Below are 16,202 nucleotides of genomic sequence, written 5' to 3'. Positions count from 1 at the left end.
CCTATCTTTTCTTCTTTTCCAACGGTTTCGCCGCCGCGAAAAATCCATCCCAGGGATCTCCGGGCAAGGCGTCGAGCCGCGTCGGCGTATTGTCGACAGTGAAATAGGCCGGCCCGATGTCGGCGGTCAGTTCGCTCCATTCCAGCGGCATGGAAACGGCCGCACCCGGCCTTGCGCGTGTGGAATAGGCTGCAACCGCCGTGTTGCCGCGGCCATTGCGCAGATAATCGATGAAGATCCGCCCTTTGCGCTTGGCCTTCGTCGCCGTAGCGAGATAGCGGTCGGGATCATCGGCCGACATGCTGTCGGCCAGCCCTTTGGCGAAAGCCTTCACCTCCACCCAGCTGGCTTTCGGCGCGAGCGGCGTCACCACATGCAGCCCCTTGCCGCCTGACGTCTTGACGAAGGCGGCGAGGCCTTCGGCTTCCAGCCGCGCCTTCAATTCGTAAGCGGCGGCTATCACATCTTCCCACGCCACCGCCTCGCCGGGATCGAGGTCCATGGTGATCATGTTGGGCTTTTCCCAATTGTCGGTCGTCGTGCCCCATGGGTGGATTTCAAGCACGGCCGATTGCACCAGCGCCACGACCCCGTCGAAATCGGTTATCCGCAGCAACTTCTCTCCCTGCTTGTCCTTCGGATCGATGATTTCCTCGATATGAGGGTTCATGCCTTTCCAGGCGTGCTTTTGAAAAAAACGCTGACGACCGTTGATTCCGTCCGGCAGACGCAAGAGCGCCAAAGGGCGGTTGACGACGTAGGGCGCCATGAAGCGCCAGACCTGCGCATAATAATTCGCCAGCCCTTCCTTGGTAACACCTTCGTCCGGCCAGTAGATACGGTCGGGGTGAGTGAGCGTCACAGCGGCTTTCGGCAGGGGGCGGGCTGCGGTCTGTTCCGTCTCGCGCGTCACCTCTTTGGCGAGCTTGTCCTCGCGCAGTCCGCGGAAGGCTGCATGGCGCAGATTGCCGTCGGCCGACCAGGCGCGGAACTCGACTTCGCCGACCAGCTGCGGCTTGACATAGATCAGCCCACGCCTCTCCTCGGCGGTGAGCTTGTCGTCGAAGGAGTTCTCGTTCTGCGTCATCCGCGACAGCTTCTCATAAAGCATCTGCGCGGTGGCCACCGTATACCCGGTGCCGACCCGCCCGACATGCTTGAGCTCGCCATCTCGGTAATAGCCCATCGCCAGCGAGCCGATCGCATTCTTCATCGATGTCGATGGCACGTAGCCGCCGATGACGAATTCCTGCCGGTGCGAGCACTTCGATTTGATCCAATCGCCCTTGCGTCCCGAGGTGTATTTGCTGTCGCGCAGCTTGGAGATTACGCCTTCGAGGCTGAGCCGGCAGGCATGATCGAGCACCAGGCCGCCGCGTTCGTTGAAATGCGCGCTGTAGCGCAGCTTGTCATTATCGGCGGGCAGCAGGCTTTCCAGCAGATGCTTGCGATCGATGAGCCTGGCATCAAGCAGGTTGTGGCCGTCGAGATGAAGGAGATCGAAAGCATAGAAGACGAAGCGGTCGTTGCGGCCCTCGCTCAGATCGCGCTGGAGCGCTGAGAAATCCGAGGCGCCGCTATCGCTCTCGACGACAATTTCGCCATCGATCACCGCCGACTGCACCGGCAGGGCGGCAAAGGCGTCGAGCACGTCCTTGCCGAATTTTGCCGTCCAGTCGAGACCGCTGCGGGTCAACATGCGGATCTTGCCGTCCTCCATCCTGACCTGCAGCCGATAGCCGTCGAACTTGATCTCGTGGATCCAGCGATCGCCCGCCGGCGGCTTCGTTTTCAGCTTGGCAAGCACCGGTTCGATGAAGTCGGGCATTGCGCCCTTGCGCGCGCCTTTAGGCCATTGGCGTTCGCCGGATCCCGACGGCTTCGCCTTTTGTGCCGGCGTCTTGGCGGCAACCGCCTTGCCGTTTCCGGATCTGGACTTCCAGGTCGCATCGGGATTTTCCGCCACCTCTTCGAGCTGCCGGCCTGTCTTGGCCGATTCCGGCCGTTCCTCGAGAATGTCGCCGTCATGGCGCGCCTCGGCATCATCCCCCTTGATCAGCAGCCAGTTCTCGCGCGCCTCGCCGGGCCGGCCGTGCATGCGCACGAGGTGCCAGCGTCCCTTCAGCTTCTCGCCGTCGAGCTCGAATTCCAGATGACCTTTCCGGTAGGCCTTGTCAGCGTCGCCGACCGGCGTCCAGGTGCCGCGGTCCCAGACGATGACGGTGCCGCCGCCATACTGCCCTTGCGGGATGATGCCTTCGAAATCGCCATAGGACAGCGGGTGGTCTTCGACATGCACGGCCAGGCGCTTGTCCTCCGGGTTGAGGCTCGGCCCCTTCGTCACCGCCCAGCTCTTCAGCACCCCATCCATCTCGAGCCGGAAGTCATAATGCAGCCTTGTCGCATCATGCTTCTGGATGACGAAACTGTTGCCGGTGCTGCGGCCCTTCTGCCCGCGCGGCTCCGGGGTGAGTTTGAAATTGCGCTTCGCCTGATAGGTCTCGAGGGCCATCTCAGCCTGCCTTCTTCTTTTGGCTGTCGCTGCGCGCCGGCGCCTCCTTCGTTGCCGGCCTCTTCTTCGCCGCACTCTTGCCGCTCAGTTTCGCGCTCTGGCGCAGCGCTTCCATCAGATCGACCACCTTGCGCTCCGGCGCCGGTTTCTTCTTCGGCGGCGCCCGGCCCTCGATCTTTGCCTTCACCAATTCGACGACGGCGGCTTCGTAACGGTCTTCGTATTCACTCGGATCGAAGCTGCCATGTTTGGTTTCGATGATATGCCCGGCGAGCTCGAGCATTTCCTTGTCGAATTTGATATCGGGAATGTTCTTGAAGACGGTGTCGGCCGAGCGCACCTCATAATCGAAGTTCAGCAGGGTCGCGATGATGTGAGTGTCATGCGGCCGGATCAGCAGTGTCCGGTTGCGCCGGAAAAGCACAGCTTCGGCCAGCGCCGCCACCTTGGCGTCGCGCATCCCCCGGATGATCAGCGACAGCGTTTCTTCATCATGCTCATCGACGGGTGCGAGATAATAAGGACGGTCGAAATAGAGCTTGTCGATATCGTCATAGGTGATGAAAGCCTTGACATCGAGCACCTTGTCGCTCTCCGGCATGATCCCGGCAATCTCGTCGCCTTCGATGACGATGTAATCGCCGTTCTCCATCTGGTAGCCCTTGACCTGGTCATCGCGCTCCACCGGCTTGCCGGTCTCGCTGTCGACGAATTGCCGCTCGACGCGATGGCCGGTTTTGCGGTTGATGATGTTGAAGGAAACGCGGTCGGAGGAGGAAATGGCGGTATAGAGTCCGACGGCGCAAGCAAGGTCGCCTACCTTCAGATGACCTTTCCAGCTTGCCCGCGCGGCCATTCCATCCTCCGTGCCAAATCAGAGCCGACTGCTGCTTTTGTCGGTTTCGAGCTCCTGGAATGCCCAGCCGCCATCGGGTGAGGGGTAGGCGAGCAGCGCGTCGCCATCGCCAATCTTCTGGCGCGACGCGGCGTCCTTGGCGCGCACGATCGCTTCATCCGCCGTCGCATAGGTTTCCGACAGAGTGTCGCCGAGCTTGTAGGCCCAGCCATTGTCATGCGGGACGACCTGATAGGTGATATCGGCCATTTCGGATCTCCTCTTCTTCGAACGCCTTTTTGCGCAAGTCGGGCCTCAGGACCGCTGCGCAACTTGGCTGGAATGCTCCTAAAGCGCGCCGCGAACTTTCAGATTCGCTCCTTGCGCTTTAGGTCTTTGTTTTCTCGGATGCCGTTGCCGCAAAACCGCTGCACACTTTTGCGCGACATGCTTCAGTTCCTATTTGGTTTGCGCCTTTCGTCGAGGGCGATGATTTTCTCGAGCGAAGCGATATCCTCGCTGGTGACGACCGGAACCGGATCGGCCGCAATCGCCTCCAGCACCTCCTGTGACATAGCGCCGTTGCGGATCGCCCATTCCAGCGTTTCGCGTGTTTCCCGCTCGGCCTTTAGCTGCGCATAGAGCGCAACGATCAGCCGGTCGCGGGCATCCATCCGCCGGTCCTGACGATCCATCTTGCGGACATGCGCCATCGCAATCCACCTTTGTCGCTGTTTTCGTTCAGGTGTAATCAACTGATGGCGGATGGAAAGGTTCCGCCATCGCAGACCGCCGAGCCGTTGCCGGCCGGTGCGGATTGTCCTATCTCTGCGAAGCTGTTGTCAGAGGATTCCTTCATGGCTGATCTCAAGGCTCGCCCTCGCCCGACCGGCGCTACCGCCACTCTCGGCCGCACCGGTTTTCCGCATGTCACTTCCACCACGAAGGGCGAGATCGATATCGTCACCGCGCCCTCGCAGCCGGGCTTCAGCCCGCTCGATCTCCTCTATGCCTCGCTCTCGGGCTGTCTCGTGCTCAGCGCCCGCATCGCGGCCAGCCAGATGGGCGTTCTCGACAGGATCAGCGAGATCACGGCCGACGTCACCGGCGAAAAGGCGACCGAAGGGTTGTCACGCGTTGCGAAGTTCAACATCGTCTTCTCGATCAAAGGCGATATCGACGAGGAGACGCGCAGCAAGATTGTCCATGCCGCCGAAGACGAGATCTGCACGGTCAGCAACACCATCCGCGGCAATCCCGAATTCTCGACGACGATAGCGGCATCGGGCTGATCTCAACAAATAGACAATCGCAGATGGAGGATTGCGTCGGCAATGTCCGGCTTCTATGCTCGACCTATCGAAGCAACGGTCTCGGCCATCATGCAGCCCAAGCCTCCGCCGACGTCCGGAAAACCCGTCGTCGCCATCATCGGCGGTGGCGTCTCCGGCGCGGGCGTCGCCTATCATCTCGCCCGGATGACGGCCGACGCGCATCCCGTCATCCTGGTCTTCGAACCGCGCGCCGAGCTCGGCCGTGGTCTTGCCTATGACACGGATGATCCGGCCCACCGCATCAATGTTCCCGCCGCCAAGATGAGCCTGCAGCCTGACGACCAGGGCGAATTCCAAGCCTGGATCGACGCCCGCGACGCCGTCGCCTGCGACCCCGAGGCAAAACGCCCCGATGGTCAAGTCTTCCCCCGGCGTCGGCTCTTCGGCGATTATGTCGCCTCCCTGCTGAAGCCATTTCTGGACGACGGCAGCGTACGCCATTGCCGCGCGGCAGTGAGCCATGTCGAGCGCCGGGCCGGCCGCTGGTCGATCCGCGACGACAAGGGCGGCGTAACGGAGGCCGATATCGTCGCGATCGCCACCAGCCATCCGCCGCCGGCCGCTCCCGGCCGGCTTGCGAGCCGGCTTGCCGCCCATCCGCGTTTCGTCGCCGACACCACCAAATCAGGCGCGCTCGATGTCGTCCGTCCCCACGACCGGGTGCTGGTCATCGGCAACGGCCTGACCGCAGCCGATGTCATCGCCTCGCTTGCCGGGCGTGGACATGATGGTGCGGTGACGGCGATCTCGCGCCGCGGCCTGCGCTCGCGCGGGCATGCGCCGGTGCCGCAGCCGCTCTTCGGCGATTTCGTTGCCGATGCGGCGCATTCCGCCGTGTCGCTGCTGGCCGGAATCCGCGCCGCCATAAGCGCCGCAAAAGCGCAGGGCATAAGCTGGCATGGAGTGCTCGATCAGGTGCGGGCGCAGGGACATGATCTCTGGCGGGGCCTGCCGATTGCCGAACGGCGTCGTCTCGTCCGCCATCTGCGTCCCTATTGGGACGTGCATCGTTTTCGCATCGCGCCGCAGGTGGAAACCGTGCTCGATATGGCGATCGCTGCCGGCCGCCTCGAAATCCTCGCCGGCTCCGTCGCCGATGCGCGAATCGAAGGCGAGCTCATCGCCTGTACCCTACAGCCGCGCCATCAGCGCCAGCCGTTGGAGCGCAGTTACGATGCCGTCGTCGTCACCACCGGGCCGGCCCATGGCGGCATTCTTGATACCCAGCCCTGGCTCGCGGCGCTCGCGGCCAGCGGCCACCTGTCGCTCGATCCGACCGGCCTCGGCTTTGCCTGCACCGAGCGCTCGGAGGCGATCGGCCCGTCGGGAACGGCGGACCCGTCGCTGTTGATCTCCGGTCCCTTGGCGCGCGGCACCTTCGGCGAGTTGATGGGGCTGCCGCAGGTGACCGAGCACGCCTTCTTCATTGCGGCCGAAATCGCCGCAAAGCTGCGGCAGGTTGAGACCGAGACGCATCCCGCCTGATTTTCCATTTCCCCCCGATTTTCCTTTTCGATGTCGTTCTTCGACTGTCTCAGGCGATCGACTTCTGCTACGCAGTCCGCAGTCAACGGCCGGACGGCCTTAGGGCAATCAGAAATATCGAGATCATGTCGCAGACCGCTTCCACCCTATCCGAAGCCTCGCCTTCCAATCGTCTCGCTCTTGCGGCGCTCGTTCTCGGCGGAGCGGCGATCGGCGGCTCGCCGATCTTCGTGCGGCTGTCCGAGGTCGGTCCGATGGCCACTGCCTTCTGGCGCGTGGCGCTGGCGCTGATCCCGATCTTCATCGTCTCGCTGCTGAAGAAGAATGCTGGGCCCAGACCGCAAAGCCTTGCGGACTACTTCATGCTGGTTCTTCCCGGCGTCATGCTGGCGCTCGACCTTGCCGCCTGGCACCTTTCGCTGACCATGACCTCGGTCGCCAATGCGACGCTGCTTGCCAATCTCGCGCCTGTTTTCGTCACGCTGATCGCCGTCCTGTTTTTCAGGGCGAGAACCAGCGGAGTCTTCCTGTCGGGGCTGCTTCTGGCGCTGGCTGGTGTCGTTATTCTGAAAGGCGGTCCGGCAGGGCTCGGCAATGGCGACTTGCGCGGCGACGGCACGGCGATGATCGCCGCCTTCTTCTATGCCTGTTATATCCTGGCGATCGGCAGGCTGCGCAGCCGGTTCGATACGATCCGCATCATGTTGTGGAGCACGGCGTCAGCCGCCGTCTGCATCTTCCCGCTGGCCTTCTTCTTCGAAGGCCATATGCTGCCGGCGACCCTCTATGGCTTGTCGATGCTCTTCGGTCTCGCCTTTATCAGCCATGCCGGCGGCCAGGTGGCGATCACCTATGCGCTGGCCTATCTGCCGCCGGCCTTCTCCTCGCTGACGCTGCTGCTTCAGCCGGTCGTCGCCGCGATCCTCGCCTGGGCGCTGCTCAACGAGACGATCGGAGCGATGCAGGCGCTCGGCGCCGCGGTGGTGCTCGCCGGCATCATGGTCGCCCGGGCATCACGCGTCTAACCATCCCGACGCGGCGTCAGCGGCTTTCCTGCAGAAGCCATTTCTGGATGATCGGCACATCGGCATCGCCGAGATCGTGACCGCCGGGAATGACGTCGGAATCGACGGTGGCGCCCGAACTCTTCAGCCGGTCTTCCAGCTCGCTGGCATATTTGCCATAGGCATCGGTCTTGCCGCTGATGACCAGCAGGTCCGTGCCCTTGAGGTCGGCATGCGGAAAGTCGCTGAGGACAGGCATGGAGCGCAGCAGCACCGCCTTGTGAACGAGATTCGGGTGCAGGTAGAGCAGCGAGTTCAAAAGGTTAGCGCCGTTGGAATAGCCGACATAGACGACTTTCTTGGGGTCAAGGCCATAGGACTTGACGGCGCCTTCGATGAAGGCGGCAAAGGCCTCCGCCTCGGTCTTGATGTCGTTCTGGTCGAAGGAGAAGGGCGTGATGCGCTTGTACCAGCGCGGAAAACCTTCCTCTGTCGCGCGGCCGCGCACGCCAAGCAGCGTCGCGCGCGGCGCCACCTTGTTGAGGAGCGGCATCAGCGTCGTCTCATTGCCGCCCGAGCCGTGCAGCAGCACGAAGACGCTGCCGTCGGGATCGGGCGGCGTGTAGAAGCGATGGACGAAGGGCAGCTCGCGATAATTGATGCGCGGCTGGCCGGGCATCGAAAATTGCGGCAGCACCACCTTCAGCTCGTCGAGATTGGTGATCGCGTCGGGCGGCGCGAAAAGCTTCGTCCCGAGCGCGGCATGCTCTTCGTCGATGGTCATGCCTGGCTTGTCGGTCGCAAGCTCTATCAGCGTGCCACCCGGCTCGCGGGCATAGAGCGAGCGAAAATATTTGCGGTCATGCAAGTTGGTCGGCGACGCATTGCTCGCCTCCAGGCTCTTGCCGACCGACAGCAGCGTCTCCTCGTCGGGGGCGCGAAAGGCGACGTGATCAATCGTGCCGGTGCCAGGCGCCCCGGACCAGAAGCCGCGCGCATCGCGCACGTCGATAACGTCGCCCGATTGCGAAACCAGCCTGTCGATCGTGCCGCGGTTGGCCTGGAAGCGGTAACCGAAATGGCGCTCGAGAAAGCCCCGGCTTTCATCTGGCTTCTCCGTCAGCATGGTTGCGCCACGCACCCGCTGGACAGCGTGCTCGACCGGGATCGAGGCGCCGTCCCAGGCGGCCGGCGAGGTGACGTTCTTTGCGCCGACCAGCTTGAGGATGATATTGTCGGGATCCTTCAGCCTGAGCACGGGCTCGCCGAATTCGTCGGCCGGTCCCTCCGAGCGCAGCCCGTAGCTCATGGCGCGCGTCAGCCAGTAGCCGATGCTTGCGGGGTTGATCGCCAGCGAGATTTCGCTGATCTGGCCGAAGCCTGCCCGGCCCGGCGCGCCATCTTCCCAGACAAGGAAGGTGACCAGCGAACCCGGCGTGCCCGCTGCATCGCCATAGAGGAGATGAAGCTGCATCGCATCTTCGTAGCCGGCCGTCTGCTTGACGAGCCGCATGCCGAGAAAGCCGGCGTAAAAGTCCACGTTCGCCTGCACCTTGCGGGTGATGGCCGTCACGTGATGTATGCCTGAAACCATTGAGAGCAGTCCTGATTGAAGCGGCGTCGTCAGGAGCGCGAGTATGAAAGTCGCAAAGATCATACCGTTGCCAATGACCATCGCTTAGTTTTGTTCCGCACAAAGCGCAAGCGAATCGCCGCGCTGCAGCAGCTCCAAATGATCGACATCCTCGAGTGCCTCTTCCAATTGCTGCAGGGTCGGCGGCTTGACCATATAGGCGCGTGCGCCGAGATTTCTGGCCCGCTGCATGTCGGTCTCGTCGCTTGAGGTGCTGAGAATGCAGACGGGAATCCGGTTCAGTCGCGCGTCGGCCGAAAGGGCGTTCAGCACCTCGAAGCCGTCCATGATCGGCATGTTGATGTCGAGCAGCATCAGGTCGATCTGCGGCAGGTCGGCTATGCCGGCGCGCTCTTCGAGCAGCCGCATCGCCTCGCGTCCGTTGGTGGCGATATGCAGGTTGAAGGTCACTTTCTCCCGCCGCATCAGCTTGATTTTCAGAATCTGGATGTCGGCCGGGCTGTCTTCGACGAGCAGCACTTCGGCAAGCCTGCCGGAACCTTCGCCCGGCTGCTCCACTGCCTTTGCGCTCGGCGGAACGGCCGATGCGGCCGGCGGCGCGGGCCGCGCCGCAGCAAGCGGTATTTCGAGGATGAAGGTGGCGCCGTGCCCTTTCTCCGGTTCGCACCAGATCGAGCCGCCATGCAGCTGCGCGATGCGGCGGCAGATGGCAAGGCCAAGCCCGGTGCCCTCGATGCCGCGGCCGACCAGCCGCTTGAACGGCTGGAAGATCAGCTCGCGGTGCTCGGGATCGATGCCCGGTCCGTTGTCACGCACCGTCAGCCGGCAGGTATCCCCCTGCGCTTCGCCCGAGATCGTCACCTCCGGAGCTTTTCGATCGCAATAGCGGATGGCATTCGACACCAGGTTCTGCAGAAGCTGGGCCAGCAGCGTCGCATCGCCCATGACCTCCGGCAGCGCCCCGCGAATGATCACCGCCCCGCGGCTCTCCATCTGCTGGCGCAGATTGTCCTCCACTTGGTTGAGCACATCCGACAGCGAGACCGGCGTCAGCGCCGGCCCGCCATAGGCTTCGAGCTTGGTGAAGCCGGAGACCTTGACGATCAGGTCTTCCATATGGTCGGCGGCGCTGAGCACATAATCGAGCAGCTCCCGGTCTTCGGCCGGAAGTGCTGCGGAACCGTGCAGGATGCGGCTGAAGGATTTGATCGTCCTCAGCGGCTCCTTCAGATCATGCGCCATGGCGCGCGTGAAGATCTCGAGCGATTGCCGCTTCTGCTCCAGCTGTGCTTCCAGCATGCCGTGCATGATGGCGTTCTGAATACAGCGGTGCAGCGTTTCGGGCGACAGCGAATCCTTGGTGAGATAGTCGCGCGCGCCGGCCTTCATCACTTCAACGGCAACCGTCTCGCTGCCCTGGCCGGTCAGCATGATGACATTGGCGGCAGGATCGTCCTCTAATATATCGGCAAGCACGCCCAGCCCGTCGCGCCCGGGGAGCGAATAATCGAGCAGGATGCAGTCCGGCCGCTTGCGCCCGTTCAGTGCGCGCCCCTCTTCGCCGGTCTCCGCCTCGACGACGGTATAGGCGGTGCTGGAGACGCGGCCCAGTATGCGGCGATAGACTTCGCGATCGTCGATATTGTCGTCGATGATGAGAATGCAGCAGTCTTCCGCCAAACCGTCAGTCCTCGAGCGGCAGGATCGCGATTTCGAACCAGTATTCCTTCAGCCGCTGGATCGCGGCGAAGAGGCCGTCGAGATCGACCGGCTTCTGCACATAGGTATTGGCGCCGAGCGCATAGCAGCCTTCGATGTCGCGCTCGTCGTCGGAGGTCGTCAGGATCACCACCGGAATCTTGCGCCAGCCGTCATTCGACTTGATCGCCTCCAGCGTCTTGCGGCCATCAAGGCCGGGCATGTTGAGATCGAGCAGGATCAGCCCCGGCTTCGGCACCATCGCCGTAAGCATGTCGAGCGCTTCCTGGCCGGAAGCCGCCCAGCGGATCGAATTGCGCAGGTTGGTGCGCTTGAAGGCGCGCATCGTCGCTTCGAAATCGTCTTCGCTGTCTTCGACGATGAGGATCGGTTGCGTGTCACGCTGCTGCATTCTGCCCCTCGCGCTTTTTTCCCAGGGTGAAATAGAATGTGGTGCCGGCGCCCACTTCGGATTCCAGCCAGATATCGCCGTTGTGCCGCGCGATGATCTTGCGGACGAAGGTGAGGCCTGCTCCGGTCCCGTCGTCGGAATCTTGCGACTTTTCGAGACGTTTGAAAATGCGGAAAATATCCTCATGGAATTCCCGGGGTATGCCTTTGCCGTTATCCCTAACGAAAAACACGTTGCGGGCGATCGTACCGTCCTCGCCGACATAGCGTTCGAGATAGCCGATCGAGACCAGCGGCGCCGGCTTGTCGTTGTATTTGATGGCGTTGGTAATGAGATTGCGGAACACTTCGGTCAGCCGCGGCGCGTCGCAGACGACTTCCGGCAGCCGGCCGTCGATGACGACCCTGGCATGCCGCTCCTCCAGCAGGAGTTCCATCGTCGCAACCACATCCTTGACGATCAGGCCGATATCGGTGCGTTTGACCGCCAGCTGCTGTCGCCCAAGCCGGGAGAAGTAAAGCAGGTCGTTGACGAGCTTTTCCATGCGCTGGCTGAGACGCACCAGACGGTTCAGCCGGCGCACGCCGTCATCGTCGAGCTTGTCCTCATAATCTTCGAGGAGAAATCGGGAGTGGTTGTGCAGGCCGCGCAGCGGCTCCTTCAGATCATGCGAGGCGATGTAGGCGAATTCATCGAGGTCGTGGTTGCTGCGCTCGAGTTCGGCTGTATAGGCCTCGAGCTGGGCAAGCGTGGTTTTCATCCGCTCTTCCTGCCGGGCGCGCTCGCTGATGTCGCGAACGATGCCGACGAAGGTCTTTGTCTCACCGCTGAAGACGACGCTGATGGACACCTCGATCGGAAAGACGATGCCGTTCTTGCGCCGGCCGGAGACCATGCGCGTCGTGCCGATGATGCGTTCCTCGCCGGTCTGCCGGTAATGGGTGAGATAGCCGTCATGCTCGGAATGATAGGGCTCCGGCATCAGCATCTTGATGTTCCGGCCGATCGTCTCCTGCGGGGCATAGCCGAACATGCTTTCGGCCGCCGGATTGAAACTCTTGATCGTTCCACGCCCATCAATGACGATGACGGCGTCGGGCGTACTGCGCACCAGCGCGCCGAAGCGGATGCGTTCAGCCTCGAGATTGTGGTTGTTGCGCAGGAAATAGAAGACGAGGATTGCGATCAGCCACAGCGTGGCGGCGGTGATCGTGCGGTTGGCGATCTCCTGCCAGAACGACGCCTCGTCGTGCCTGACGGCGAAGAAGCCGAGCATCAGCAGCACGGTGCAGGTAAAGGCGAAGAACAGCGGCGCATTTCTGTTGCCGAACCAGAGGGCCGTCAGCACCAGCGGCACGTAGAGAATGCCGTTGGCAAGGCCAAGCGGCGTATAGAGATCGACGAGAAGGGCGGTAAAGCAGACCGCCGCCGGGATCAGCAGCGGGATCTGCGCCCGGTTTGCCGGCTGCATCCACCAGGAGCGGGCAACAAGGCCGCAGCCGAAGACCACCATGCCGATCGCCGTATGCAGCGCCATCGCCGCATAAGGTCCCCAGCGATAGCCCTGTTCGGCATCGGTGACATAGCCGGCGAGCGCGATCATGCCGAGCGTGATGACGACATAGCTGGTCAGCTCCTGCACCACCTGGCTTTTCGACGTCTCGAGGTGGAGGGAGAGCAGCAGCGAAAGATTGGCGATCAGGAAGATCAACGCCGTGTTGGGGCCCATGCCGCCGCCGATTGCAGCGATGAAGTCGGGCGGAACGAGCAGCTGCGATATCAGCAGGTCGATATTGTGGAAATGCCGCCCGAACGTGGCGATTTCCACCAGCCGGGCCGCCGCGATCGCCGCTGCAAGCCCTGCCATCACAGTTGCCGCTATACGAGAGCGGCGGTCGGCCAGCATCGAGGCGGCAAGTCCGACGCCGGAAAGCACGAAGCCAAGCGCGGTGTTGAAGGCCATCGACGGAAAGCCGGGGATCAGCGAAATAACGATCGCGATCTGCAACAGCCAGCCGGCCAAAGCGCTGACACCGAGAAGCAACATCAGGCAGCCGACAGCAATCGCGAAAGCGCGATAGCGCCGCCTTCGCTGATCCTGCGGGTCCACGTTGCCCTTATCCTGCACCCGTGTATCCTCCTTCGGTTCGCGGGGCCATTTTTTCCGAAATCGAGGAATACTCAATAGGCAGGCGAAGCCGTCGCCGCGCTTTTTGCGAAATGATTTTTCGATAAGATGGATCGAATTTTTGTGAAATCGCGATATCGTGAGGACGAAGGACAGCGAGGTTCATTCGAACAATATCCAAATCGTGGTGCTGAATGCCTACCATCGTTTACGTCGACGACAGCAGGGATGATCTCTTCTATCTCGACTATATCCGCAGGAAGCAGCAGATAGACGTCGATCTGTTCTGTTTTTCGACGGCCGAGACCGCGCTGGAAGCGCTGAAGCAGCGCGTGGCGGAAGGCTGGGCTCCGCCGGAGCTGCTGGTCGCCGATCTCTATATGCCGCTCGACAGCGGCATCGGCCTGGTGAGCAGTCTGCGTGGCGACGATCGCTTCAGCGCGATGCGGCTGGCGATCTGCAGCGGATCGGATGCCGCTGAGGATCGCGCCCGTGCGCTCGATGCCGGTGCCGATTTTTACCTTGAGAAGCCGCTGGACCTCGCCGCGATCCTTCTCAATCTTGAAGTGTAGGAAACGGGGGAAACCCGATGGTGCGTTTCCTGGCATTCGTCCGGGCGATATGACAAACCGCAATTGACAAGGCCGAGTGTGCATCTCAAGATGCAACCGAAACGAAGCGGACAGAATGAAAAATAAGCGCTGAGAGAACCGAATGGACCCGCGTTCGCCGCCACGAACTTCAGCCAACCCCTTAGCTGAATGGGCCTATCGGCTCTCTCGCGCTTACGTCTGGCACTGCCTTCCCGCACTCATGGATGTTGAACGCGTGAAGATTTACGACACCCAGGTAAGAACTACTGCCCCTCAGTATAATCTGCCCGTGCATCACCTGTAGTTGAGATAACTGATGATATCCGCCTTGCGTACCGAAAGTCCCCGTTTCGATATCTCTCATCAACCGTCTCGCAATTTTTGTAGCTCTTCGCCTTTAAGACGTATATCCCAAGATTTGGGGATCGGGGGCAAGGCGGGAGGAGAGGAAGGTTGGGAATGAGCAATGCCGCGGCAACTCCTTTTCATGCCGGACCGGAACTGAGCCGGGCGATCAATCGCACCGATTTTTTCCGTCTGCTGAAAGCGGCGGCGCAGCATTATCACTTCGACAATTTCGCGCTTGCCCGCATTTCCGAAGCGTCGGCTCCTTTCGGTGAACGTGATGTCGTCATCACCAATGTCCCCGAGCGCCGCGTCGGCCTTTTCATCGCGACGTTGAGGGAGGCGCTCGGGAATGTCCGGGCAAAGAGCGCCCAGTTTCTGGCAACGCCGGTCCATGGCAGGAGCGCTGAGCCGGCTGCCTACCCCTCCGATCGCCTGTTTAACGAGTTCCGCAACGGCGTCTTCCTTTTCATCCCGCTGTTCACACCGGAAGGGCGGCGATATTGCCTGGTGCTGAGCGGCGTGCGTGAAGAGCCGGACCAGGGCGAGATCGCCGACATGCTTCTCGACGCCATGCGGATTTTCGACAAGCTCTACGAGGAAATCCTGACGCACGAAATGTCCGGACGGCTGACCCAGCGCGAGGCGGAAATCGTCAAATGGACGAGCGAAGGCAAAACCTCGGCGGAAATCGCCATCATTCTTGGTCTGTCCGAACACACGGTCAATTCGCATATCACCGCGGCCGCGCGCAAACTCGACGCAGTGAATCGCGTCCACATGGTGGCGATCGCCCTGAGAAACGGTTTGGTTTCGTGAACATGGACTTTGGGACTGGGGAAAATGAGATGACCAGCGAAACGGTCCGAAAGAACGCGGTAAAGGTTCTCTTTGTCGACGACGAATTCATCGAATTCCGCGCGCTCAAAAAGAAGATCGCCGATCTCTCCGAGCCGCTGGTCGAAGTCGAATATTCGCCGTCGATCGGCGACGCGCTGGAAAAGATCCGTGCGGCGCGCTTCGATCTCATCCTGCTCGACAACCGCCTTCTGCCCAATGCCGACTTCCGCGAGACGGTGCCGGAACTGCGCGGCATCGGCTATACCGGCCCGATCGGCGTGGTCTCGACCGATATATCGGGCGGCTATTTCCAGGAGTTCCCCGATTACGGCGTCGACTTCCGCATCGGCAAGGACGAAATCGACGCGCAGACGCTGCAGCACATCATCCGCGAATATGTGACCTACGACGTCCCGGATTTCTGGAAGGACGACTACAGCATTTAGCGCATTTCGAAACCGTGCGGTGGTTTGCGGTTTTGCGATAAAGACAATGCGTAAAAACAAAGATCTAAAGCGCGACAAGCGAATCTGAAAGATCGCGAAACGCTTTAGGCGACCGGCAGGCGGATGGTAAAGCGGCTGCCGCTTTCGTCCGAATGGTCAAGGCGGATATCGCCGCCAAGCGCCGTCAGAATCTCCTGCGCCGTCGTCAGGCCGAGGCCGGCGCCGGGGACGGCTCCTGCCTTCGGCAATTTCCAGAAGGGCTCGAAGATCCGCTCGCGATGGGCGGGATCGATGCCCGATCCGTTATCGGAAATCCGGATGAGCCAGATCGCCCCCTCTTGCGCTGCCGCGATCGCTACCTGCGGCGGCGATGAGCCGCGATAGGTGAGGGCATTGGAAATCAGCTGCCGCAGCACCATGCCGAACAGCGTAGGGTCGGTGCGGATGGAGGGCAGGTCCTGGCAGGCAAGGGTGGCATCGCCGGCGCCCGTCTCATCCACCAGCTCGTTCCAGATCCGTTCGGCCAGCGCCTTGAGGTCGACCACCTCGGGCGACACTTGAGGCGCTCCGCCGGCAAGGCTCATCAATGCCTTGGTCAGGTGCTGCGCGGCTTGCGCCTTCTCCATGATCATCCTGAGGCTCTGAAGCTGTTCGCTGTCGAGCGTCTCCTCGAGATCGTCGAGCAGCAGCTCGGCATACATGGCGATATGGCGCAGCGGCGATTGCAGATCGTGCGAGGCGGTGGCGAGAAAGCGCTTGATGCGCTCTTCGGTGTCGCCGGCAACAGTGGTCTGGAGCGGTCTCGTCGGGTTGGGTGACATCTGACGGTTTTCCCGATCTTTGCTGCGGCGCCGCGCTTTTTTCAAATGCGCGGTGGACGCTGTAATAGCTTGAATTGATGCATAATTTTATCTTGGCAATAGGCAATCATAAAAAGAGGGCGCCGGCTCTGCAACCGGCGCCCTGTTCAAGGATG

General features: G+C 61.7%; 15 protein-coding genes. 6 read left to right on the top strand and 9 right to left on the bottom strand.

Annotated elements, in window-relative coordinates:
* Position 1: 1 nt before the first annotated feature.
* The 4 genes from ligD to EFD56_RS19360 form a co-directional block, all read right to left on the bottom strand.
* Positions 2 to 2,512, bottom strand: coding sequence for a DNA ligase D (ligD, locus tag EFD56_RS19375; protein ID WP_126905994.1), 2,511 nt, complete (start codon positions 2,510 to 2,512; stop codon positions 2 to 4).
* Position 2,513: 1 nt separating this feature from the next.
* Positions 2,514 to 3,368: a non-homologous end joining protein Ku gene (gene ku / locus EFD56_RS19370; RefSeq protein ID WP_126905993.1), complete on the bottom strand. Its 855-nt coding sequence runs from the start codon at positions 3,366 to 3,368 to the stop codon at positions 2,514 to 2,516.
* A gap of 18 nt (positions 3,369 to 3,386) precedes the next feature.
* Positions 3,387 to 3,617, bottom strand: coding sequence for a DUF2188 domain-containing protein (locus EFD56_RS19365; RefSeq protein WP_010025636.1), 231 nt, complete (start codon positions 3,615 to 3,617; stop codon positions 3,387 to 3,389).
* Between the two features lie 182 nt (positions 3,618 to 3,799).
* Positions 3,800 to 4,060, bottom strand: coding sequence for a hypothetical protein (locus tag EFD56_RS19360; protein ID WP_012482648.1), 261 nt, complete (start codon positions 4,058 to 4,060; stop codon positions 3,800 to 3,802).
* Between the two features lie 144 nt (positions 4,061 to 4,204).
* Here EFD56_RS19360 and EFD56_RS19355 point away from each other — a divergent pair, with 144 nt between their 5' ends.
* The 3 genes from EFD56_RS19355 (at position 4,205) to EFD56_RS19345 (ending at position 7,191) form a co-directional block, all read left to right on the top strand.
* Positions 4,205 to 4,639 (top strand): OsmC family protein, encoded by a 435-nt coding sequence (locus tag EFD56_RS19355; RefSeq protein WP_010008021.1) that lies wholly within the window; start codon positions 4,205 to 4,207, stop codon positions 4,637 to 4,639.
* A 42-nt stretch (positions 4,640 to 4,681) separates the two neighbouring features.
* On the top strand, positions 4,682 to 6,166 hold the full coding sequence (locus EFD56_RS19350) for an FAD/NAD(P)-binding protein (RefSeq protein ID WP_126905992.1): 1,485 nt from the start codon (positions 4,682 to 4,684) through the stop codon (positions 6,164 to 6,166).
* A gap of 125 nt (positions 6,167 to 6,291) precedes the next feature.
* Positions 6,292 to 7,191 (top strand): DMT family transporter, encoded by a 900-nt coding sequence (locus EFD56_RS19345; protein ID WP_126905991.1) that lies wholly within the window; start codon positions 6,292 to 6,294, stop codon positions 7,189 to 7,191.
* A gap of 16 nt (positions 7,192 to 7,207) precedes the next feature.
* Here the strand turns inward: EFD56_RS19345 and EFD56_RS19340 are convergent, their stop codons facing one another.
* Genes EFD56_RS19340 through EFD56_RS19325 form a run of 4 tightly spaced genes read right to left on the bottom strand, consistent with a single transcriptional unit; the run spans position 7,208 to position 13,002 of the window.
* Positions 7,208 to 8,827 (bottom strand): VOC family protein, encoded by a 1,620-nt coding sequence (locus tag EFD56_RS19340; RefSeq protein ID WP_184348107.1) that lies wholly within the window; start codon positions 8,825 to 8,827, stop codon positions 7,208 to 7,210.
* Between the two features lie 21 nt (positions 8,828 to 8,848).
* The gene (locus EFD56_RS19335; RefSeq protein WP_126905989.1) at positions 8,849 to 10,444 is read right to left on the bottom strand and encodes a response regulator; all 1,596 of its coding nucleotides are present in this window, start codon (positions 10,442 to 10,444) and stop codon (positions 8,849 to 8,851) included.
* A 4-nt stretch (positions 10,445 to 10,448) separates the two neighbouring features.
* Positions 10,449 to 10,874, bottom strand: a complete 426-nt coding sequence (locus tag EFD56_RS19330) for a response regulator (RefSeq protein ID WP_004674503.1) — start codon at positions 10,872 to 10,874, stop codon at positions 10,449 to 10,451.
* Positions 10,861 to 13,002: a sensor histidine kinase gene (locus tag EFD56_RS19325; protein WP_126905988.1), complete on the bottom strand. Its 2,142-nt coding sequence runs from the start codon at positions 13,000 to 13,002 to the stop codon at positions 10,861 to 10,863. Before EFD56_RS19325 ends, EFD56_RS19330 begins: the two co-directional genes overlap by 14 nt.
* Positions 13,003 to 13,196: 194 nt before the next feature.
* Between EFD56_RS19325 and EFD56_RS19320 the strand changes: the two genes are divergently transcribed.
* The 3 genes from EFD56_RS19320 to EFD56_RS19310 all read left to right on the top strand — a co-directional run bounded on the left by EFD56_RS19320 (position 13,197) and on the right by EFD56_RS19310 (position 15,226).
* Positions 13,197 to 13,574, top strand: a complete 378-nt coding sequence (locus tag EFD56_RS19320) for a response regulator (RefSeq protein ID WP_126905987.1) — start codon at positions 13,197 to 13,199, stop codon at positions 13,572 to 13,574.
* Positions 13,575 to 14,054: 480 nt separating this feature from the next.
* The gene (locus EFD56_RS19315; protein WP_037143346.1) at positions 14,055 to 14,759 is read left to right on the top strand and encodes a helix-turn-helix transcriptional regulator; all 705 of its coding nucleotides are present in this window, start codon (positions 14,055 to 14,057) and stop codon (positions 14,757 to 14,759) included.
* Positions 14,760 to 14,788: 29 nt separating this feature from the next.
* Positions 14,789 to 15,226: a response regulator gene (locus tag EFD56_RS19310; RefSeq protein WP_010022093.1), complete on the top strand. Its 438-nt coding sequence runs from the start codon at positions 14,789 to 14,791 to the stop codon at positions 15,224 to 15,226.
* A gap of 104 nt (positions 15,227 to 15,330) precedes the next feature.
* Here EFD56_RS19310 and EFD56_RS19305 read toward each other — a convergent pair whose 3' ends face one another.
* Positions 15,331 to 16,047: a sensor histidine kinase gene (locus tag EFD56_RS19305; RefSeq protein WP_126905986.1), complete on the bottom strand. Its 717-nt coding sequence runs from the start codon at positions 16,045 to 16,047 to the stop codon at positions 15,331 to 15,333.
* Positions 16,048 to 16,202 lie beyond the last annotated feature (155 nt).

Origin of the sequence: Rhizobium phaseoli (genome assembly GCF_003985125.1) — a bacterium.
In the GTDB taxonomy this organism is placed as follows: domain Bacteria; phylum Pseudomonadota; class Alphaproteobacteria; order Rhizobiales; family Rhizobiaceae; genus Rhizobium; species Rhizobium phaseoli.
The sequence above is the reverse complement of the archived record's forward strand: the minus strand, read 5'-3'. Positions and strand labels throughout refer to the sequence as shown.